This is a genomic window from Cellulosimicrobium sp. BMG9.23 (assembly GCF_059159985.1).
Genome location: NZ_JBZGBZ010000008.1, coordinates 1 through 21,188, shown reverse-complemented (window position 1 = coordinate 21,188; position 21,188 = coordinate 1). Strand labels below are relative to the sequence as shown.

The window sequence follows — 21,188 nt, the reverse complement described above, 5'->3', positions numbered from 1 at the left end:
GCTCGATCAGCCGGTCTCCACCGCCTCCCGCCGCTTCTGCCGCGCGAAGCGAGCGGGCAGGTCCGGGCCGTCCCACACCTGGATCGCGCGCCAGATCGACGCGGCGATGGGCACCGCCAGGACCGCGCCCGTGAGACCGGCGAGCACCGTCCCCGCGGTCAGGGCGATGAGGATGACCAGCGGGTGCAGGCGCAGCGTCCTGCCCATGACGACCGGCTGCAGCAGGTCGCCCTCGAGCTGGTTGACCGCGATGACGATCGCCACCACGATGAGCGCCTCGACCGGCCCGACGGCCACGAGCGCGACCAGCGCGCACAGGATGCCGGCGAGCGTCGCGCCGACGAGGGGGATGAACGCCAGCAGGAACACGAGGACCGAGAGCGGAAGGACGAGCGGGACGCCGACGATCGCCAGGCCGACCCCGATCGCGACGGCGTCGACGAGCGCGACGATCGCCGTGCCGCGCACGTACCCGCCGAGCGTGCGGACGGTCGTGTCGCCGATCCGCTGGCCGCGCTCGTACCGCTCGCCCTGGAACGGCCGCAGGAGGAACTCCCAGATCTGGGGCCCGTCCTTGAGGAAGAAGAACAGCACGACGATCATCACGAAGAACCCGGCGACGAAGTCGACCGTCTGGGAGACACCGGCCAGTGCACCCGCACCCACGGCGTCGGACTGCAGGAGGCCGACGACGGAGTCGCGCACCGATTGGAGCTGCTCCTCGGTGATGTCGAACGGCAGGTTCTGGACATACACCTGCAGCTCGTCGAAGCCATCGATCGCCTGGTCGCGCAGCTCGGGCCACTGGTCCACGACGGCGACGACGATCAGCCAGAGGACGCCGGCGAGGACGGCGACGAGGGCGATCAGCGCGATGACCGTCGCGAGGGACGACGGCACGCCCTTGCGCCGCAGCAGGACGACGAGCGGCGAGATCGCCGCGGCGAGCACCAGCGCGATGAGCACCGGGATGACGATGAGCGTCAGACGCGTCAGCGCGAAGACGGCGACGGCGACGAGCGCGATGATCGCGAGCACCTGCAGTGACCGCGTCCCCGCGCGGCCGACCCCGTCGGCCCACAGCTGTGACGCGCCGCGTGCTGCCGGTCTGGCGTCCGATCGCGCGTCGGCCGGCCTCTCGTCGACATTCCGCTCGACGTCGAGCGCCCTGTCGTCGGCTCGCTGGCCCGCCGGCTCCCGCGATCGACGTGTGCCCCAGGCCATCCTTGCTCCCTCTCGCCGCGCGTCTCGTGTGCGGCCACAGTGCCACGACCCTGACTCACCCGCCGCCTGCGAGCGGATCGCCGACGAGCGGCCACCAGTGGCGCTCGCCGAGGTGCTCGCGCGCCGCCGCGGTGGCGAGCCAGGTGCCGCCGACCTGCGGGCGCGCGTGGCCGAGCACGCGGTGCACGACGAAGTGCGCGACCGGCGTCGGCCACGCGTAGATGGTGCCCTCGGGCACCGTGTTGCGCACGAAGCCGAGTGGCCTCGTCTCGTGCGGCCGCCCGAGCACCGTCCGGGCGAGGCCACCGAGCGTCTCCTCGACGCCCAGGGCGTCCACAGTCGCGGTGGGCAGGTCCCAGCCGGGACGGCCCCCGGTGCGCGGGACGCAGAAGATGCGGCGCGCGTCGTCACGGATCAGGAGACGGACGAGAGCCGTCGGCTCGGGCATCTCGTCGTCCTCCCCCAGCAGCACGACGTCGGCGCACCCGCCCGGCGGCAACCACCTCGCTCCGGGCCACGAGCACAGCGTCAGCACGATCGCCACGGTACCGCGCGGATGTCCGAGACCGGGTGCGTCGCACCGTCCGTCTCCGTAGGGTGCGACGTATGGCTTCCCGCATCAGCGAACTGGTCCTCGACTGCGCCGACCCCGAGCTGCTCGCGCGGTTCTGGTGCGACGTCCTCGGCTTTGTCGAGCTCGACCGGGACGACGACGGGATCGAGATCGGCCCGGCCGACGCCGGGTTCGGTGGGCTGCAACCCACCCTCATCCTCAGCCGGAGCAGCGACCCCCGGCGCGGGAAGCTTCCCCTGCACATCGACGTCAACCCCGTCGACCGGGACCAGGACACCGAGCTCGAGCGGCTGCTCGCCCTGGGCGCCCGCCGCGCCGACGTCGGGCAGACCGGCGACGAGCCGTGGCACGTCCTGGCGGACCCGGAGGGCAACGAGTTCTGCCTCCTGCGCAAGCGGCTCGAGCCGTGATCGGCACGTCGGGCGACGCAGCCTTGCGACGCCGTCCCTGAACGGTCAGTCGCCACCGTCGAACAGGCCGCCGTCGAGCAGCCAGTGGTAGCGCAGACGCAGCGCGCGCTCCGTGCTCGCGAGCAGGGTGGAGACCACGAGCCCGACGTTGACCGCCCCCGAGAGGTGGACCGGGGACGTGAACGTGCCGACGTTCTCCGCCACGGGAGGGATCTGCGAGATCTGCTCGACGATCTGCGGGACGCCGAGCACCAGGGCGACCACGAGGACCACCCAGGAGACGACCCCGATCATCCGGCTCACCCCGGGGTGCCGGTGGTCGAGACGGGCACGGCGGCCTTCGCCGGAGGCCGGGTCGGGGGCGAGCTGGCGTTCGGGGCCGCCGTCGTCCGGGACGTAGTGGCACCGCCTCAGCCCGTACCCGCTGGTGACCACCTCGATGGTGCCGCCGGTGACCGGGAACTCGGCCGGGAGCTTGGAGGTCGCCTGGTGCGTGCCGTCCCGGTAGAGCCGGGCCCGCACCTCGCCGTCGTCCGAGTCGCCCCAGAGCCGGACGTCGACGGACCACGTCTCGGGTCGACCGTCCTCGGCGGTGAGCCGGAGGTGGAAGAGGGTGCGCGACAGGGGCTGCCACCAGCGGAAGCGCGGCAGCGAGTGCCCGTCCCCGGGCTTGAGGCGCCGTGCGGCGCGCTGCCGCTTCCAGTTCGAGAACATCCACGGCACCGTAGCAAGCCGTGCCGAGACGTGCCGTTCGTCCCCGCCTCGTGCGGCACGTTCGTGCCGACCGGCTACCTCGCGACCCGGTAGCGGTGGAGGACGACCTTCGAGGCGAACGTCCGCGTCTCGACGAGGCGAAGATCGACGCGACGCTCGTCCCGCGGGAAGTAGGGGATGCCGCCGCCGACCAGCACCGGCTGCACCATCGCGCGGTACTCGTCGATCAGGTCGAGAGCAGCCGCCTCCGCAGCGAGGGCCGCACCGCCGATCGCGATCTCACCCTCCCCCGGTTCCGCCCGAAGGCGTGCCACCTCCTCGGCCAGGCCGCCGGTGGCCAACCGGGTGTTGCTGCCCTCCACCACCGACAGCGTGGTGGAGAAGACGACCTTCGGGAGCGCCTTCCAGAGCGCGGCCCACGTGCGCTCCGCCTCGCCGAGCGACGGGTCCTCCTCGGCGGTCTCCCAGTACAGCATCGCCTCGTACAGCCGACGCCCGAGCAGGTGCGCACCGACTCCGCGGAGCTCGTCCGTGAAGTGCTGGAACACCTCGGCGTCGGGATCGGACCAGTCGAACCGTCCGTCGGGGCCGGCGATGTAGCCGTCCACCGAGACGCCCATCGAGTAGGTCACGTCGCGCATCACTCGTCTCCTTCGATCGCGGGTACGACGGCCAGACTCGCGGCACCGGCAGAACTCGTCGGTCTCACCGACCCGCGTGACGTGCGGCCGGCGGCTCGACGGCGAGGTCCTGTGTCCCGAGCACACCGAGCAGCCGGATCTTCTCGGCCGACTCGCTGCCGGGCGCCGCGGTGAGGACGAGCAGCGCCTGGAGCTGGTCCTCGGTGAGCAGCACCTGGCAGTCGACCTCGATCTCCCCCACCTCGGGGTGCAGGAGCACCTTGTGGTCGGTGAAGCGCCGTGCGACCTCCTGCCGCGCCCACAGCTCGACGAACTCCGGGCTCGTCCGCTCCAGCGCCGTGACGAGGTCGCCCGCGCCCGACGACGGCCCGAGCGTCCCGAGCGCGGCCCGCAGGCTCGCGACGAGCGCCCTGCCCTGCCGCGCCCGGTCGTCCTCCGGGTAGACGGCGCGCGCCGCCTCCGGGTGGGCGAACCAGCGGTAGATCTCGCTGCGTTCCCACCCGGTGCGCGCGCTGGCGTCGCCGTAGAGGGCGCGCGCGAGGTCGTTCTGCGCGAGCGTCCGCCCGAGCGGGTCGATGATCAGCGCCGGGGTGTCGGTGAGGCGGTCGAGCACGCGCTGGAGCGCGGGGGCGACGTGCCCGGTGTCGACCGTGCGGTCCGGGACGCCGTGGCCGGCGACGCGGTAGAGGTAGTCGCGCTCGTCGTCGGTCAGGCGCAGCGCACGGGCGATCGACGCGAGGATCTGCGTGCTCGGCTGCGGACCGCGCTGCTGCTCCAGGCGCGTGTAGTAGTCGGTGGACATGAGCGCGAGCTGCGCCACCTCCTCGCGGCGCAGTCCCGGTGCCCGACGCCGCAGCCCGGGTCCCAGCCCCACGTCGCCCGGCCGCAGGGCCTCGCGGTGACGGCGGAGGAAGTCGGCGAGCGCGGCACGGTCCATGCGTCCCATCGTCCGGGGTGGGCGCGGCCCGTGCCAGGGATCGCCGGTCCCCCGTTCGACCGTCTCTGCCGCAGCCGGCGGAACGTGCCGAGGATCGGGGCATGGACATCACGAACAGCACCGTCTTCATCCCCGGCGCGACGAGCGGCATCGGCCTCGCGCTCGCCGTCGCGCTCCACGAGCAGGGCAGCACGGTCGTGGTCGGCGGGCGGCGTACCGCGCTGCTCGAGCAGATCGCCACCGAGCACCCCGGCATCGACACCGTCCGCATCGACTCCGCCGAGCCGGAGAGCATCGAGTCCGCCGCCAAGGAGGTGCTCGAGCGCCACCCGGAGCTCGACACGCTCGTGACCATGGCCGGCATCATGCGCGTCGAGGACTGGCACCACCCCGAGGGGTTCCTCGCGACCGCCGAGGAGACCTTCACGACGAACGTCCTCGGCCCGATCCGCCTCATCGGCGCGTTCGTCGAGCACCTGCAGACCCGTCCGCACGCCACGATCGTCACCGTGTCCTCCGGCCTCGCGTTCGCCCCGCTCAAGGCGACGCCGAGCTACGACGCCTCCAAGGCCGCGATCCACATGCTCAGCGAGGCGCTGCGCCTCCAGCTCGCCGACACCAGCGTTCGCGTGACCGAGCTCGTGCCGCCGTCGGTCGCGACGGAGATCGTGCCGGGCCACCTGGAGGATCCTTCCGCCATGCCGCTCGACGAGTTCGTCAGCGAGGTCGTCGAGCTCCTCCGCACGCAGCCGGACGCCCGCGAGGTCCTCGTCGAGCGCGTGAAGTTCCTGCGCTACGGCGAGGCGCGCGGCGACTACGCCGACGTCGTGCGCACGCTCAACGCGGCCGACCCGCACGGACGCTGAGCCCCGGCGACAAGACGCCGAGCCGGCGCACAGTTCGGCCACATGGCCGAAGCGCCGGCGTACAGGGTCGCTCCACGATCGACCCATGGACACCGCACACGACGTCGCCCGCACCGTTCCGAGCGCCCCCCGCCGCACCCGGCGCGGGTCGTCCCGCAAGGAATGGCTCGTCGCGGCCGGGCTCATCACCCTCGCCCTCGTCCCGTCGCTCGCCGGCGGCGTGCGGCTCGGCGAGATCGCCTCGGGCGCACCCGAGACACCTGCCAACGCGCGCTTCCTCCAGGTGCCGCTCCCCGTCGTCCTGCACATCGCCGCCGCGGTGGTCTATGCCGTCGTCGGGGCGTTCCAGCTCCTGCCGGGCCTGCGCCGACGCCACCTCGCGTGGCACCGCGCCGCCGGGCGCTACGTCCTCGTGCCGGCCGGGCTGGTCGTCGCGGCGTCGGGACTGTGGATGACGGCCTTCTACGACGTTCCCCCGGTCGACGACGGGCCGCTCACCGTGTCGCGCTACGTCGTCGGGATCGCGATGCTCGCCTTCCTCGTGCTCGGGGTGCGTGCGATCGTGCGACGCGACGTCCTCGCGCACGGCGCCTGGATGATCCGCGCGTACGCCCTGGCGCTGGGCGCGGGCACCCAGGTGCTCACGTCCGCGCCGTTCGTGGTGCTGTTCGGCGAGCCCGACGCCTTCTGGCGCACCGTGCAGATGGACGCCGGGTGGCTGATCAACGTCGTGGTCGCCGAGTGGGTGATCGCGCGCCGCCGGGCCACCGCCCGTCGTCGGCCGCGTCGCGCCGTGCCCGCCGCCTGACCGCGGGGGCTAGCATGCCGAGCGTGCGACGCCGGCTGCGGGACCTCCTCGGACGTCCGGCGGCGCCCGGTGACCGCGGACCGAGGGCACGGGACGCCGTGCTCGTCGTCGTCCTGGTGGGCGCGGCGGTCCTGGAGGGCACCCTGCGTCCCGACCTCGCGTGGCCGGTGGTGTCGACGCTCGTCGCGGTCGCCCTCGTGGCGACCCTGCCGTGGCGACGCAGCCGCCCGCTGCTCGTCGTGGCGCTGACGACGCTCGTGAGCGCCGGGTTCCAGGTCGCCCAGGCCGTCGCGGGCACCGGGCCCGACGGGCTCGTGACGATGCTCGCCGTGCTCCTCGCGCCGTACGCCCTCTTCCGCTGGGGCTCGGGCCGCGACCGGCTGCTCGGCGGGACGATCCTCGCGGGCAGTCTCGTCCTCTCGGTCACGCTCGGTGGCGAGGGCCTCACGGGAGCGATCGCCGGGTTCGCCTTCCTCGGTGGCGCGTGCCTCGTGGGGGCGTTCCGGCGCGAGCGGGTCGCGGCGCGCACGAGCCAGCTCGACGCGGTCCGTGCCGCGGAGCGGGAGTCGCTCGCCCGCGACCTGCACGACACGGTCGCGCACCACGTCTCGGCCATCGCGATCCGCGCGCAGGTGGCGGCGACACATCCCGACGACGCGCCCCGGGTCACCGAGTCGCTGGACGTCATCGAAAGAGAGGCGCAGGCCGTGCTCACCGACATGCGCTCTCTCGTCCGCCAGCTCCGCACGCCCGCCGACCTCGAGCCGTCGCCCGGCCTGGCAGACCTGGCGTCCCTCGCCGATCCGGGCCCTCCCACCGTGACCGTGCGCCTCGACGACGCCGCGAGCCCGCCCGACATCGTCGCGTCGAGCCTCTTCCGCATCGCGCAGGAGGCCGTCACCAACGCGCGCCGTCACGCCCGCGGTGCCACCACGATCGACGTGAGGGTCACCGCCGACACCGCGGCGGTGGAGCTCGTCGTCCGCGACGACGGTGCCGGCTCCCGCGCACCGCTCGGGCAGGGGCACGGGCTGCAGGGGATCTCCGAGCGTGCCGCGCTCCTCGGCGGGGAGGTCGTGGCGGGCCCCGATCCCGACGGCGGGTGGACGGTCCGCGCCCTGCTCCCCCAGCGGCACGGCGCATGATCCGCGTCCTCGTCGCGGACGACCAGGAACCGGTGCGCACCGGTCTGCGGATGCTGCTCGACGCGCAGCCCGGGATCGAGGTGGTCGGCGAGGCCTCCGACGGCGCGGAGGCGGTGAAGCTCGCGCGGGAGGTGCGGCCCGACGTCGCGCTGCTCGACATCCGGATGCCTCGCCTCGACGGCATCGAGGCGACCGCGCTGCTCGCCGGCCCGGACGTCGCCGACCCGCTCGCCGTCGTCGTCATCACCACGTTCGACCTCGACGAGTACGTCTACGGAGCGCTGCGCGCCGGCGCGAAGGGGTTCCTGCTCAAGGGCGCGAGCCCGCACCTGCTCGTCGAGGCGCTGCACGCCGCCGCGAGCGGCGACGCGCTGATCTCCCCGCGCGTCACGACGCGGCTGCTGGCCGAGTTCGCGCGGCCGTCGCGGCGGCCTCGTCAGCCCGTGGCACCGCTGAGCGAGCGCGAGGAGCAGGTGCTCGCGCTGCTCGCGTCGGGCCTGACCAACGACGAGATCGGCGCCCGCCTCTACCTCTCGCGCGGCACGATCAAGACCCACATCGGCGGCATCCTCACCAAGCTCGGGGTGCGCAACCGCGTCGAGGCGGCGGTGTGGGCCTACGAGTCGGGCCGTCACCCGCGCGGGTAGTCGCGCTCCGGATCACCGCGCACGGTCGGGGCGACGGGTCCTGGACCCGTCACCCCGACCGCCGCGTGCTCGATGTCAGCAGGTCTGCGCGGGGTGCGCCACCTCCTGCGTCGTGCGCTGCCCACCGCCGGCCGGCACGGCCGTGACGGTGACGCTGCCCGCCTCGACGGTCTTCGCGCGGGCGGAGAACGACTGGTAGCCGTTCTTGCCGTCGGTGACCCCGGAGAAGGTCTTCGTGCCGAACGGTGTCGTGACGCCGACGTCGAGCGGCCCGGTCCCGACGTTCGTCGCACGCACCGCGACGTAGGCCGTCCCGGCGACGCACCGGGTCTGGACGTCCACGCGGACCTCCGGAGCCTGGGGCGTGGCCGCGATCAGAGCGCTCAGGGCGCTGGCCTGGGCGCGCCAGTCGAAGACGTTCGGGTGCTCGGCGGACTCGCCGCCGGCCCAGCGCACGCCGAGCCGGTCGCCCGCCGCCCGGTCCTGCGACCAGATGGTCGCCGCCTGCCGGTCCACGAACGCCTGGTGCTCCTCGGAGCCCGTCGTGTCGTTCAGGTCCATGAAGTACCGCATGAACACGCCCTTGAACTGCTTGCCGTTGTCGTCGCACGTGCGGTCGAGCGCGTCGCAGCTCTCGGTCAGCACGCCGTCGACGACGAGCGCGTCCGAGGCCAGGGCCGCGTCCGCGAGCCGCTCGGCGGTCTCCAGGGGCTCCGCGTCACCGGTGGCACGGTGGAGCTCCAGGCCGGCGCCGATGGCGAGGCCCTGGTTGTAGCTCCACACGGTGCCGCCGTTGTTGCGGCAGTCGCCCGTGAGGCCGTCGTTGACCAGACCCTCGGCGTTGATCATCCCGCTCGCGGTGAGCCAGTCCCACCCGGTCTGCGAGCGCTCGAGCCACGTCGTGTCCCCGTCGATGCGGTTGTGCAGCTCGGCGGCGAGCCGGACGTACAGTCCGTTCGTCACGGCGTTCTTGTAGGTCCGCTCCGCGTCCCACCACACGCCGCCGCCGCACGTGCTCTCGTCCCAGTACCCGTGGACGTAGTCGGCGATCGTGACCCCCATGTCGAGGTACTTCTGGTCCCCGGTCAGGTCGTACGCCGCGACCCAGGTGAGGCCCCACCAGGCGGCGTCGTCGATCGCGCGGCTCGTGAAGTTGCCCAGCAGCTCGTCGCCCGACATCTCGCCTGCCGGGAACGGCGCCTTGTTCCGCTCGAACGTCCGGTCCACCTGCTGCAGGTAGCTCCGGTCGCCCGTGCGGCTCATGTAGTCGATGACGGTGTTCGTCGCGACGGCGGAGTTCCACCAGCTCGACGGCCACCACGCCTTCTCGGGGTCGTAGTCGCTCATGAGGGTGCTCACCGCGCTCGCGGCCCGCTGCGCCGCGGGCGGGTTCTCGACGAGCGCGACGACGAGCGGCAGCAGCACCTCACGGGCGTGGTCGCTCACCTCGGCCGGCGCGGCGTCGGCGATGGTGCCGCGCAGGGTCGCGAGCGTCCCGGCCAGCGCGTCGGCGTGCGCGCCGTCGAGCTGCTCCTGGGCGGTGTCGACCAGTTCGACGAGCGTCTGCGCGGTCGCGTCGGCGACGTCACCGCTGCGCTGCAGGGCCCCGACCTGGGCACGGATCTCGTCCAGGCCCGTGCCCGCGGAGAGCCACTGCGACAGGAGCAGCGTGAGCTCGGCCCGCGTCTCGTCGTCGAGCTCCGAGGCGACCGTGGTGTCGACCGCCGCACGCAGCGCGCGAAGCTGCGCCACCACGCTTGCGGCGTCGTGCGCGTCCTGCGCCTCCTGCGCCGCGTCGACGATCGCCCCGAGCCGCTCCGCGGTGCCCGCCGGGATGCGGCCGGCTCCGAGAGCGGCGTCGATCGCGTCGGCGAGCTCGCTCACCTTCGGGGTGTGCGCGAGAAGCTCGACCTCCGAGATCGTCGCCGCACCGCCCGTCGATGCGGTGACCTGCAGCCGGTAGTGCCGGTACACCTGCGGGTCGGCGATCGAGAACGCGCGCGTCTCGCGACGGTTCGCGAACGACTGGTCCGTGCGCTCGTCGAGCGTCGTCCAGGTCTCGCCGTCCGTCGAGCCCTCGAGCGTCCACGCCGTGGGGTCCGCGCCGTCGGCCGCGGCCGACGTGAGCGTGTACATCCGCGCCCGCGCCGTGGTGCCGGTGAGCTCGTACGTGACCGGCGCCGAGCCGATCGCGAGCTCGGTCGAGGACGTGTCGTCGAACAGCGCCGCGCCGTCCGCGCCCTCGTCGCCCGTCGTGGCCTTGCCCGACCGCGCGACGTCCGCGAGCGGGTCGGGCAGGTCGTCGCCCTGCGTGATGGACGGCGGGGCGTCGTCCGCGCCGGTGCCCCATGCGGACGGCGTCGGGCCCATGTCGAAGACGATCGTGCCGCCGTCGGCGAGCTGCTCGTGCGTGAGGTGGGTGGCCGACTGCTCGACGCCGTTCACCGTCACGCCCTGGACGTAGATGTTCTCCGCGCTGTTCTGGGGCGCGTCGATCACCAGGTCCTTGCCGTTCTCGAGGTGGATCGTCGCCTGCGTGAACAGCGGCGAGCCGATGACGTACGACGGGCTGCCCATCTGCAGCGGGTAGAAGCCCAGCGCGCTGAACAGCCACCACGCCGACATCTCGCCGTTGTCCTCGTCGCCCGGGTAGCCCTGGCCGATGTCGTTGCCCGTGAACGAGCGGGCCATCGCGGTGCGCACGGTCTCGGCCGTCTTCGAGGGCTCGCCCGCGAAGGCGTACATGTACGGGATGTGGTGCGCGACCTGGTTGCTCAGGCCCCACTGGCCCTGGCGGACCGCCTTGGCCTCGCGCATCTCGTGGATCACGCCGCCGTACGAGCCCGGCTTGGACGCCGTCTCCGGCGTGGCGAAGAACTCGTCGAGCTTCGCGCCGAGGGCGTCCGTGCCGCCGAGCAGGTTCGCGAGGCCCCGACCGTCCTGGACCGCGTGGAACGCGAAGTTCCAGCCGTCGGTCTCGGTGAACTCGTTGCCCCAGACCTCGGGGTCGAAGTCCGCCGCGGACTGGGCCCACGAGCCGTCCTCCTCGCGGCCCCGCAGGAAGCCCGTGGCCGGGTCGAACAGCGTCGCGTAGTTCAGCGCCCGGTTCAGGTAGTACTCGTAGTTGTCCGCGTACTCCTGATGGCGCGGGTCGTCGTCGCCGCTCGTGTCGAGCAGCTTCTTCGACATCGTCGCGATGCCGTAGTCGTTGAGGTAGTCCTCGAGCGACCACGACGCGCTCTCGTGCGTCGACGTCGGCGTGTAGCCGAGGAACGTGGCGGGGTCGAGGCCCTTGCGACCCACGCTCGCGCTCGGGGGCGCGGTCGAGGCGTTCTTCAGCGCGGCGTCGTACGCGCCCTGAACGTCGATGCCCGGGACGTCCTTGAGGTAGGCATCGGCGAACGCGACGTCCGAGCTCGTGCCCGTCATGCTGTCCGCGTAGCCGGGCGCGGACCAGCGCGAGACCCAGCCGCCGTCCTCGTACTGCTGGACGAACCCGTTGACCATCTCCCCCGCCTCGCTCGGGTAGAGCAGCGAGTAGGCCGGCCAGGCGGTGCGGTAGGTGTCCCAGAAGCCGTTGTTGACGAAGACCTTGCCGTCCTCGATGCGCGCGCCGGTCGTCGTCGCCGTCGTCCCTTCGGGCGCGGGATTGTTCGACGCGGAGGACTGCACGACGTGCCGGTAGACCGGGTCCGCCGCCGTGCCCGTGTTCTCGTGGCCCGAGTTCGGGTAGAGGTTCAGGCGGTACAGGTTGGAGTAGAGCGAGGTGAGCGTGTCGTGGTCCGCGCCCTCGACCTCGATGACGTCGAGCGCGTCGTCCCACAGGTCCTGCGCGCGGTCCTTCACCGTGTCGAAGGTGTCGTCCACGGCGATCTCCAGGTCGAGGTTGTGCTGCGCCTGCTCGACGCTCATGAGCGACGTCGCGAGGCGCAGCGTCACGACCTTGTCGTCGGACGTGTCGAACTTGAGGTAGCCCGTGACGTCGCCGCCACCGCCGCCCGTGAGCTTCCCGCTGCCGGTGACCGGCCGGTCGACCTCGCCGTAGACGAACATGCGCGTCATGCCGGCCGAGCTGCCCGGCGTGCTGACGTCGGTGTAGCCGGAGACCACGCCGTCCTCGGCGTCGAGGGTGAGCCCGCCGTCGTCCTTCACGTTGTCGAAGACGAGGTTCGACGCGTCACCGGTGAACGTGAACCGCAGCATCGCCGCGTGGTCGGTCGGCGCGATCTCGGTGCGCATGCCGTTGTCGAAGGTCACGCCGTAGTAGTGGGCCTGGGCGACCTCGGCGTCGTGGCTGAAGGTCAGCGCGCGCCGCGACCGGTTCGCGTCCGGGGTCCCGGTCGCCGCGGACGGCATCACCTGGAACGTCTGCCGGTCGCCCATCCACGGGCTCGGCTCGTGGCTGAGCGAGAACGCCTGGATCGACGGGCGGTTCTGCTCGTCGTTGCCCTTCTGGTACTGGTACAGCCAGCGGTTCGTGCCCGCGTCCGTCGCGGGGGTCCAGAAGTTGAAGCCGTGCGGCACGGCGGTCGCGGGGATGTTGTTGCCCCGCGAGAAGTCGCCGCTGGAGTTCGTGCCGCGCGTGGTGACGACGTAGTCGGACGGGCGCTGCGCCGTCGGCTCCTCCGGGTCGGCCGTGACCTCGACGTCGTCGATCCAGCCGCTGAAGTCCGCCGGTCCGGCCGGGTTGTCGTAGCCGACGAGGATCCGGTCGATCGTCCGGCCCGCCGCGACGTCGCCGATGCGGGACGTCACGGAGTTCCACTCGTTGACGTAGAGCGCCTTGCCGTCGCCCTGGCCCTGCGGGCTCAGGGCCACGCCGCGGGAGTCGACGGCGGCGAGCTCGCTCAGGTACGTGCCGTCCGTGAACGCGAGGTCGACGGCGGCGTAGGTGCTCGCGTAGGCGAGGTCGTTCTCCGACGCCTCGGGGAAGATCATGTACGACAGCTCGGTGTCCTCGCCGACGGGGACGTCAACGTCCAGCACCTTGTCGTAGGCGAAGCCGCGTCCGTCCGCCGTCTGGCTGCCGGCGTAGTGCAGCGCGCCCGTGCCCGTCCAGCCGACCTCCGACCGCGAGTTGTACGCCGCGCTCGGGCCGGACCCGACCTCGGCGGTCATGTTCGTGTCCGCGAGAGCCTCGGTTGCGAGCTGCAACTCGGCGAGCTGGGTGCCGTCGCTCCCGCTGTTGGACGTGATGTCGAGCCGGTAGAAGCGGTACGCACCCGGCGTCGCGACGGTGTACCCGCGCGTCTGGAAGCGCTCCGAGAAGGTCTGGTTGCCGCGCGTGTCCAGCGTCGTCCAGGACGTCCCGTCCACGGAGCCCTCGAGCTTCCAGGCGCGCGGGTCGCGGCCCGGGGCGTCGTTCGCGGAGGACAGCGCGTACGCCTTGACGGTCGTCGCCGCGTCGAGCTCGTAGGTGATCCGCGCGGTGCGCGCGCCCGCGAGCCACTTGGTCGCGACGTCGCCGTCGGCGAGCTTGTCCGCCGACTCGTTCGGCGGGTTCTCGTTGTTGGCCGTGACGTTCACGACCTGGTCGGTCACGTCGCCCGGGAAGTCGACCGTCCCGGGGGTCAGGCGGCGGACCGACGTGCCGGAGATGACGGCGTCCACGGCCGCGGCGTCGTGCGTGCGGATCTGGAACTGCGGGGTGCCGCCGCCCGTGGCGGGGCGCGCGAAGTCGACGGTGACGGTCCGCGGCTCGTCCGTCAGCGTCACGTACTCGCCGCCGACGTCGGAGCCGCCGCTGTAGACGTTGAGGAACACCTTGCCCGACCCCGTCAGGGTCGCCTGGGCGCGCATCGTGACGCCGCGCTCGAGCGTCGGCATGGGCACCTGCACCCACGTCTCGCCCTCCGCCTCCATCGCCCAGTGCTGGGCGGGGTCGCCGTCGGCGGTCGTCGCGTCCTCGAGCGTCCCGGGCACCGAGCCCACGCCGTTCTGGAACGGGCCCTCCCACGCGAGCTCGTCCGTCGCGCCGCCGAGCGCGTCGTCACCGCTGGGCGTGCTCGGGCTGCGCTCGAGCACGGAGGTGCCCACGACGCCGTCGACCCGCGGGCCACCGGGGCCGGCCTCCGGCGTGCTCGTCCAGTCGAGCGGCTGGTCGCCGGACTCGAAGGACGTCGAGAAGTCGCCCGGCTCGGCCGGGTCGGCGGGCGCCGCGTGCGCGGCGACCGATCCGGCGACGAGCGTCGTGCCGCTGAGCAGCAGGCTGAGGGCGACGGTCGCGGCGGTCGCCCGGCCGGCGTTCTCCCGGAGCAGACGTGGGTGCGTTCTGTGAAGTGACATCGATGTCCTTCGGTGGAGGGCGGGCGGCGGTGCTCGCAGATATGACAGCGCTGACACACGAGACGGTGCCAGACGATCGGGAGGGCGTCAAGAGATGCGGGCTGCGCCACGCCGGACGGGCGCGACGGCGGGACCAACCTAGAAGAGCGGCCACGGGACGGGTGGCATGCCCGCTTCCGGGTGGGGGAAGCGCGCCGCTGCGAGCAGCCGGTCGCAGCGGGCGGCGAGCGCGAACATCTCGTCGTGCGATAGCAGCCCGTCCAGCCGACGACCGAGGTCGCCGTCGAGGTCTGTGCCGAGGTCCGCCCGGAGCCGCGTGACGCCGTCCAGCTCGTCGGCGTCGAGGCTCGCCCCGACCCAGCCCCACAGCACGGTCCGCAGCTTCGGCTCGACGTGGAACGTCACACCGTGGTCGACGCCGAGGCGTCGCCCGTCCGCGAGCGGCAGGACGTGGCCGCCCTTGCGGTCGGCGTTGTTCGCCACGGCGTCGAACACGGCCATGCGGCGCAGCGCCGCGGAGTCCTCGTGCACCAGGGCCACCGGCCGGTCGTCCTCGTCGACGCCCTCCAGCACCGTCCGCACGCCGTCCTTCGGCACCTCGTCGGTCGGCACGACGTCGACCGGAGACTGCGTCCCGTCGATCTCCTGCCAGAGCTGCACCATGCCCGGACCCATCGGCCCGTCGCGCAGCCACGTGCGCGGCACGATCCCCCAGCCGAGCGCCTCCGAGACGAGGTACGCGGCGACCTCCCGGCCGGCCAGGGTGCCGTCCGGGAAGTCCCACAACGGGTTCTCCCCCGCGATCGGCTTGTAGACCACGTCGACGTCCCCGATCCGGGCGCGGAACGTGGCGTTCGAGGCGACGCGGATGCGTCCGACGATCTCGAGCGACGCCTCGCTGAGATCGACGTGCGGCGACGTCACGCCTCGTCGGGCAGCGCGCACTCGTGCCCGTCGGCGTCCATCGGCTGACCGCACCGGGGGCAGAGCGGGCGGCCGGAGCCCACGACGACGCGGGTGCGCTGGGCGAACGCGCGCGCCGTTCCGACGGGCATCTTGAGCAGAAGCACCTCGGCGGGCTCGGGCTCGTCGTCCTCCTGGTCGGGGTCGCCCTCCACGAGCGGGTACGCCTCGACGACGACCTGCGCCGTGCGGGGGTCCCAGCTGAGCCGCATCGAGCCGGCGCGGAACTCCTCCTCGACGGGTTGGTCGAGGGGGTCGTTGTCGATCAGCTCCGCGGGCACGTCGGCGGGGATGGTGTACCGGTTGTCGGGGTCCGCCATCAGCTCGTCGAGCAGGCGCTGGATGGTCTCGGCGAGGACGGCGGACTGCTCCTTCTCGAGAGCGACGCTGGCCGTGCGGGTGCCCGAGCGGGCCTGGAGGTAGAAGGTGCGGGACCCGGGCATACCGACGGTCCCGACGACGACGCGGTCGGGCCAGTCGAACTCGTGGACGAGAGTGGGCATGCGACCACTCTACGAGCGCTCGCGCCCTCCGTCAGGACGGCTTCCGGTCGTTGGTCACGACGGCTGGAGGTAGCTCGTCAGGATGCCGACGGGTCGCTTGAGTCGGTTGCCTCGCTCGGGTCGTCGGGCTGTCCCGGACCTGCGCCTCCCCCGACCGGCGCGTCGCCGGCCGGAGCGACCGTGCGCAGCCACGCAAGGTCCCCGGCGTCGGTGTTGGTGGCCACCACCTCCGGCCGGTGCTTCCCGTACCGCACGATCGAGATCGACGCCGGGCCGACGACGATCCGCTGGAACAGGTCCAGGTGCATCCCCAATGCGTCCGCGAGCACGGACTTGATGACGTCACCGTGCGAGACGGCCGCCCAGACCGCATCGGCCCCATGCTGCGCCTCGACTTCCGCGTCGTGCCGTCTGATGGCGGCGACGCCCCGGGCCTGCATCTCCGCGAGCGACTCGCCGCCCGGGAACGCGGCGGCCGACGGCTGCGTCTGCACCACCTTCCACAGCGGCTCACCGGCGAGGTCCTTGAGCGCGCGCCCCTGCCACTGGCCGTAGTCGCACTCGGTGATGCCGTGCTCGACGACCGACTCAGGCGCCGCCGACTGGTGCTCGACGAGCGCTCGCGCGGTCTGGCGGCAGCGTCCCAGTGGGCTGGTCACCACGCGGGCCAGCGGTACACCGGCCATGCGCTCGGCCGCTCGGACTGCCTGGTCACCCCCGACGACGTCCAACCGGACTCCGCCCGCGCGACCGGCGAGGACGCCACCTGCGTTCGCGGTCGTGCGGCCATGGCGGACAAGGAGGAGCGTGGGCATGCCGTGAGCCTAGGTTGCTTCCGCGCCACTAGCGCATGACTGAGTCGCCCCCGCGTGTCCGGGGACCTGATCCTTGGAAGGGTGATGGTCATGGCACGTCCCTCGAAGTACCCTCCGGAATTGCGGAGCGTGCAGTGCGGATGGTCGGCGAGGTGCGACCGAACTACGGCACGGAGTACGAGGCGACCCGGGAGGTCGCCCACAAGTTCGGGATCGGTTCGATCGAGACGCTGCGGCAGTGGGTCCGGCGCGCGCAGGTCGACGCGGGCAAGCCGGGGGTCACGTCGGAGGAGACTACTGCCCCCGCTCAGAAACCTCGGCGACTCCTACGACAACGCCCTGATCGAGACGTTCTAGGACCGCATGCCGACTGGGCTCCCAACCGCCCATGCTGGACACCCGAGTCGAGCTCGCCAACGCGATCTTCGACTACATCGAGGGCTTCCACAACCGCTGCCGGCGCAACTCCGCGCTCCGCTGGGCCACACCCGAAGATTTCGAGAACACCACCCGCCAGCAGCCCGGTTCCTCAACGCTGAGCCCGTCGAACCGGGTCAGGATCGACCAGTTCGGGACGGCCGGTCAGGCTCCATCGCAGACCGTCAACGAGTAGACGTAGGCGGAGCACGACACAGCGCCAGCCGTACGACACACGTTCGGCTGCCACGAGTGCCCGCAGACCTTCAGGTAACGTCCATGCCCGTGAGCAACATCTATGACCACTTGCGAGGGCTCGGTGAAAGGCTCGTCAAGCTGGGGATCGAGAACGTCGAGGAACTCGTCAGCCTGAACGAGAGACAGTTGCTCGCGCTGCCAGGTATCGGAGAGAAGGCCCTTGCCAAGATCGTGGACGCGCTCGCTGCCGAGAACCGGAAGTTAGCACTCGACCCGTACGCCGCGTACGAGTGCGCCCGGCACTTCGCGCCGGCCAGGGACGCCGAATTGCGGTTGTACTTTCTGTGCGGTGAGTGCAGGAACAACTTTGCGTTCAGCGCTTTCGGCGGCCGAGAACCTGAGTGGGTGTCGACCGAGAGGCTCGAAGGATTCTGCGGGAACTGCAACGAGCTCAAGCCCGTGCGGCTGGCACAGTGGTTCCTCTGTGGGACGTGCGATCGGGTCATGCGCTCTATTGGCAGGGGACTCGCGGCGGTCAGGTACGTTGAGATGTCGTGGACGAGTGCGTTCGGCTCAGGCGGAGCACGCCTCATCGAGACTGACCCCATCATGCTTCAGCAGCGTGGCAGACGATCTGACCCCGACCGAGTCGCGGCGGCGGACTTCGTGGTCCCCATGGAGGACGGAACGTCAATGCTTGGAATCGAATTGAAGAGTGGCCGGGGTGCCCTTCCGCGCGGCGGAGTGGGCGCCGCAATGTCCCAGTTCCAGCTCGACACGACCGATTGTGACGACATCGCCGCCGCCGCCACCGCTATTGGTGCTCCTGTTTATCTTGTGCACGCGCAGGTTATCGGTCGAGCGTCCGCGCCGACCGAACGCTACATCGGAGTCGGCCTTTGGTTCGCACGACCCTGGGACATGCTGCTCAACCTTGAGAGCGTGCGTCAGCGACCTCGCGAGACTAGGGATGCTGCCTACTTCAAGCCGCGGATGTTCAGCCCGTTCTCCGAGTTCGCGACGTATCTCGCGAACGACTTCGATGACGATGTCGCTCGGATGGCATCACAGGGCTTCCCAGCCCTTTACGAGCGATGAGTTTCCGGCGCCGCCCGGCTCATCATACGGTCCCAGGAATCGGGTGCCGTTGAAATGTACCATGTGATCGGGCGCGTCGGCGCACCAGGCGTCCGTCTCCCAGGCGAGGTCTGCAAGGTATCCGCGCATCGTCGCACGGTCGGGAAAGCATGAGATGTAGACGAGCCCAACATTCGCACTGCCAAAAAGTTCGGCGAGCTCAGCGTGACGCTTCGAGTCCACTGGGCCGTGTGACGACGCGGCCTCTGCAAGCACAAGCCAGCCGAGGTCTGGCATATGAACGATCATGTCCGGGAACTTCCCATGCTGATCGAGAATCACGCCAAGCGCTGCCAAGCCCGAAACGTCATAGATGGCGTCCTTATCCGCGTCGCCAAGGTAGAGGACCGTGCCGCCAGGTGTGAATCGTGGACAGAACTCCTCAACCATCGCTTTTAGAAGCACGTTCTGGCCACCCGGTGAGAGCGTGACGGCGTCTCCGTTTGGCAACACGACGGGTACACGGTGGAGCTCCCGCGCCGCTGCGTACGCGGCTACCTGCCCTGGCAGCTCTTCAAGATAGGCCGCGAGTGCAGGCAAGGCGGTCGACCTACCCCACTGTCTGATCACCTGGAGCGCCGCTGGAGCGATGCGGTAGTTCGCCTTCGGAGAGTTCACAGCGCGCGACGGGTCGTCCGCGTTGTACTCCACGAGGCCTGCCGCGACGAACTGGTGCAGCGTGAACCGTCGTACCGTCTCGCGGGTATTCGGCTTCCAGACCGTCCCCCAGTCGTTCGCGACGGCAGACATGATCTCGACGGTTCGAAACGACTCGTTCGTGGCTGCGCCCCACTGACTCGCTCTCGTGAGCCCAAGCAGCGCAAGGAGGATCAGCGCGGAGCGTTCATTCGAGCGTTCGTTGTCGAACCCGAATGCCGCGAGTAGCGCTCGCGCGCCGGCAACGGTCGCCTCTGTGGTCAGAGTCACGAATATGCCAGCTCAATCACCGAGGACATCCTGGACGAGCTTGTCAACGAGTTGTTGGTCGAGGAGGTCACCGCTGGGGAGTGCACGGCCCAACTCAACCAGATGATCTCTGCTTGGGAAAGGTAGGGCGCGCAGATCACCCGCATTGACCTGAGTGTGGCCGGAAAACGTGCGAAAGACCTGGTCCAGCTGGGTCGAGTTAAGCCAGACCATTAGTCCCCGCGCCAGATCGGAGTCAATCCCACGCTTCCGCTCATGCAAGTAGTTCGTCTTATTGTCGAACGCAACTGGCCCGGGCGCGTCCCACACGCCGGCAACGACACGCCGCGGTTCCTCCTTGGCGGAAAACCGCCGGATCAGGACGTATGCGCCCTCTGGAACAAGCCATTTTGCCGCCACCGGATCTGAAGCCCGGTAATACTGAGGCTTGCTGACCTCGGCCCGAGGGTGCTCGACCGAGCCCCCACGGATGTTCCCCTGGTAGACCATCGGTGCTGCTCCAGGCTCTCGGTCGTGCGTGAGCCACGACCGTGCGCGGAAGTCGACGACGCGGCCGGTGCTCGCTGTGATGCCGAGGTCCGCGAGTGTGTAGGTGGCCGCGGCCGGAATCGTGATCGCACCGTCGGTGAAACGAATGAACCGGTGAGGATCACTGGGTTCAACCACGACGTCGAACGGTACGATCTGCGACACCACGTCGTCCGCGTGACCTACGGAAACCGACAGGTTGACGCTTACTGACTCTCGCCCGCGTGTGCCGCTGACGATGACGTTCTCCTGGAGCACGCCTGCGTCAGAGAACACTGTTGACCGACTCTCAAACACGTGAAGCCTATCAATGCCCAGGTGCAACAGCAGCCACACACGGAAAGGCTCGAAGTAGGTTCCGTTCGCCCATGAACGCGGCACGATCGCGACGCACTGACCGCCTGGTCGAAGCGCGCGCACGCCAAGGGCCCAGAACGCGGCGTAGAGGTTCGGCACGTCGACGATCGAGCGCGCGACCGCACGACGGTTAGGATCAGACGCCGCGAGTTTGCCGTACGGGGGATTCTGGATCACCAGATCGAATGGCTCGGCTAAGCGAGGATCACCACTTGTTGCGAGTGTAATGAAATCGCCCACCACCAGTTCGACGGTGACTCCGTCCTGCTCGCAGAGCTCCGTCAGGGTCTCAGTGAGCATCGGGATCACGGAAGCGTCGATCTCAACAGCGACCACGTGGATCACAACGTCGGGTCGCTCGCGCCGGAGTCGCTCAACTGCGGCCACCGTGAGGCTACCAACTCCGGCGCCCGGGTCGAGCAACCGCACGACGGCCGGTAGCACGCCGAGATTCGCGAGCGACGCGACCAGGTCCGAGGCGGCCGACGGAGTAAAGAACTGTCCGAGCCGCGCCTGCTCCTGCGCGTCGAGCGAGAGCAGCGCATCTCGTCGCCGCATCTCTGTGCGTTCAGTCAAGGTCACGCCTGAAGGTTACGCGGCGCCGGTGACATCCCGGGGGAACCTGCCGGGAACGCACCCGCGGCCAACGCATCCGTAACACCCACGACCGCGTGTGCACCGACCGCATCGTCCCGTCGGCACCGTATCGTTGCGCCACGCCAGCCACCTGCACCACATCGGAGTCGGCAGAACCTACGCCGGAACCTACGTCCTGCTGCTCGTCCAGGACCTCGACATCCGCATCATCGACGCCACCACCGGCGAACTCCTGCGCGAGCTCGTCCTCGACCCCACCAAGGACTACCAAGGCACCGGACGCCCACCCGGACCCGCACCCGGAAAGCAGAAAGCCGGACCTACAAAAACGTAGGTCCGGCTATCCGGGATGTCCTGCGACATCACACGGTCGGGCTGACAGTGTCCTGGCTCAGGACATCGGAATGGGGTGTCTCACGACATCGGAATACCGATGTCTCGGGACATCGGCATGGCTGAGCGCGGCCTGACGCCGACTGGCAGGACGCTGCGTCA

The 21,188-nt window shown here is 70.7% G+C and carries 19 protein-coding genes; 8 read left to right on the top strand and 11 right to left on the bottom strand.

Annotation, left to right across the window (positions count from 1 at the left end; genetic code table 11):
- Positions 1–6 precede the first annotated feature (6 nt).
- On the bottom strand, positions 7–1,224 hold the full coding sequence (locus AC4H2G_RS14740) for an AI-2E family transporter (protein WP_494366490.1): 1,218 nt from the start codon (positions 1,222–1,224) through the stop codon (positions 7–9).
- A 55-nt stretch (positions 1,225–1,279) separates the two neighbouring features.
- Complete coding sequence (locus tag AC4H2G_RS14735; RefSeq protein WP_494366489.1) at positions 1,280–1,759, bottom strand: NUDIX hydrolase; 480 nt, start codon at positions 1,757–1,759, stop codon at positions 1,280–1,282.
- Positions 1,760–1,830: 71 nt separating this feature from the next.
- Between AC4H2G_RS14735 and AC4H2G_RS14730 the strand changes: the two genes are divergently transcribed.
- Positions 1,831–2,208 (top strand): VOC family protein, encoded by a 378-nt coding sequence (locus AC4H2G_RS14730; protein ID WP_494366488.1) that lies wholly within the window; start codon positions 1,831–1,833, stop codon positions 2,206–2,208.
- Positions 2,209–2,253: 45 nt separating this feature from the next.
- Here the strand turns inward: AC4H2G_RS14730 and AC4H2G_RS14725 are convergent, their stop codons facing one another.
- The 3 genes from AC4H2G_RS14725 to AC4H2G_RS14715 form a co-directional block, all read right to left on the bottom strand.
- Positions 2,254–2,922, bottom strand: coding sequence for a hypothetical protein (locus AC4H2G_RS14725; RefSeq protein ID WP_494366487.1), 669 nt, complete (start codon positions 2,920–2,922; stop codon positions 2,254–2,256).
- A gap of 74 nt (positions 2,923–2,996) precedes the next feature.
- Positions 2,997–3,563 carry a dihydrofolate reductase family protein gene (locus AC4H2G_RS14720; protein WP_494366486.1) on the bottom strand — a complete coding sequence of 189 codons (567 nt, stop codon included), beginning with the start codon at positions 3,561–3,563 and terminating at the stop codon, positions 2,997–2,999.
- A gap of 64 nt (positions 3,564–3,627) precedes the next feature.
- On the bottom strand, positions 3,628–4,500 hold the full coding sequence (locus AC4H2G_RS14715; RefSeq protein ID WP_494366485.1) for a helix-turn-helix transcriptional regulator: 873 nt from the start codon (positions 4,498–4,500) through the stop codon (positions 3,628–3,630).
- A 101-nt stretch (positions 4,501–4,601) separates the two neighbouring features.
- Here AC4H2G_RS14715 and AC4H2G_RS14710 point away from each other — a divergent pair, with 101 nt between their 5' ends.
- From AC4H2G_RS14710 to AC4H2G_RS14695, 4 genes are all read left to right on the top strand, one after another.
- Positions 4,602–5,366 carry an SDR family oxidoreductase gene (locus AC4H2G_RS14710; protein WP_494366484.1) on the top strand — a complete coding sequence of 255 codons (765 nt, stop codon included), beginning with the start codon at positions 4,602–4,604 and terminating at the stop codon, positions 5,364–5,366.
- Positions 5,367–5,451: 85 nt separating this feature from the next.
- A complete protein-coding gene (locus tag AC4H2G_RS14705; protein ID WP_494366483.1) occupies positions 5,452–6,174 on the top strand; it encodes a DUF2306 domain-containing protein in 723 nt (240 codons plus the stop codon).
- 23 nt (positions 6,175–6,197) lie between these two features.
- Positions 6,198–7,319 (top strand): sensor histidine kinase, encoded by a 1,122-nt coding sequence (locus AC4H2G_RS14700; RefSeq protein ID WP_494366482.1) that lies wholly within the window; start codon positions 6,198–6,200, stop codon positions 7,317–7,319.
- Entirely contained in the window at positions 7,316–7,966 is a 651-nt protein-coding gene (locus AC4H2G_RS14695) for a response regulator (RefSeq protein WP_494366481.1), read from the top strand. The genes AC4H2G_RS14700 and AC4H2G_RS14695 overlap by 4 nt, the downstream gene beginning before the upstream one ends.
- A 75-nt stretch (positions 7,967–8,041) precedes the next feature.
- Here the strand turns inward: AC4H2G_RS14695 and AC4H2G_RS14690 are convergent, their stop codons facing one another.
- The 4 genes from AC4H2G_RS14690 to AC4H2G_RS14675 form a co-directional block, all read right to left on the bottom strand.
- Complete coding sequence (locus AC4H2G_RS14690; protein ID WP_494366480.1) at positions 8,042–14,251, bottom strand: GH92 family glycosyl hydrolase; 6,210 nt, start codon at positions 14,249–14,251, stop codon at positions 8,042–8,044.
- A gap of 138 nt (positions 14,252–14,389) precedes the next feature.
- Positions 14,390–15,175, bottom strand: coding sequence for an SCO1664 family protein (locus AC4H2G_RS14685; protein WP_494366479.1), 786 nt, complete (start codon positions 15,173–15,175; stop codon positions 14,390–14,392).
- The gene (locus AC4H2G_RS14680) at positions 15,172–15,717 is read right to left on the bottom strand and encodes a DUF3090 domain-containing protein (protein ID WP_494366478.1); all 546 of its coding nucleotides are present in this window, start codon (positions 15,715–15,717) and stop codon (positions 15,172–15,174) included. The genes AC4H2G_RS14685 and AC4H2G_RS14680 overlap by 4 nt, the downstream gene beginning before the upstream one ends.
- Positions 15,718–15,794: 77 nt before the next feature.
- Positions 15,795–16,532, bottom strand: a complete 738-nt coding sequence (locus AC4H2G_RS14675) for a histidine phosphatase family protein (RefSeq protein WP_494366477.1) — start codon at positions 16,530–16,532, stop codon at positions 15,795–15,797.
- 388 nt (positions 16,533–16,920) lie between these two features.
- On the opposite strand from AC4H2G_RS14675, the gene AC4H2G_RS14670 reads away from it, so the two are divergent.
- Complete coding sequence (locus AC4H2G_RS14670; protein WP_494366476.1) at positions 16,921–17,145, top strand: IS3 family transposase; 225 nt, start codon at positions 16,921–16,923, stop codon at positions 17,143–17,145.
- A gap of 89 nt (positions 17,146–17,234) precedes the next feature.
- Positions 17,235–18,245 carry a helix-hairpin-helix domain-containing protein gene (locus tag AC4H2G_RS14665; RefSeq protein WP_494366475.1) on the top strand — a complete coding sequence of 337 codons (1,011 nt, stop codon included), beginning with the start codon at positions 17,235–17,237 and terminating at the stop codon, positions 18,243–18,245.
- Here AC4H2G_RS14665 and AC4H2G_RS14660 read toward each other — a convergent pair.
- Positions 18,213–19,211 carry a BsuBI/PstI family type II restriction endonuclease gene (locus tag AC4H2G_RS14660; protein WP_494366474.1) on the bottom strand — a complete coding sequence of 333 codons (999 nt, stop codon included), beginning with the start codon at positions 19,209–19,211 and terminating at the stop codon, positions 18,213–18,215. The two genes, AC4H2G_RS14665 and AC4H2G_RS14660, sit on opposite strands and share 33 nt — an antisense overlap.
- 12 nt (positions 19,212–19,223) lie before the next feature.
- Positions 19,224–20,678, bottom strand: coding sequence for an Eco57I restriction-modification methylase domain-containing protein (locus AC4H2G_RS14655; RefSeq protein ID WP_494366473.1), 1,455 nt, complete (start codon positions 20,676–20,678; stop codon positions 19,224–19,226).
- Positions 20,679–20,805: 127 nt separating this feature from the next.
- On the opposite strand from AC4H2G_RS14655, the gene AC4H2G_RS14650 reads away from it, so the two are divergent.
- Positions 20,806–21,027 (top strand): hypothetical protein, encoded by a 222-nt coding sequence (locus AC4H2G_RS14650; protein ID WP_494366472.1) that lies wholly within the window; start codon positions 20,806–20,808, stop codon positions 21,025–21,027.
- Positions 21,028–21,188: the final 161 nt, after the last annotated feature.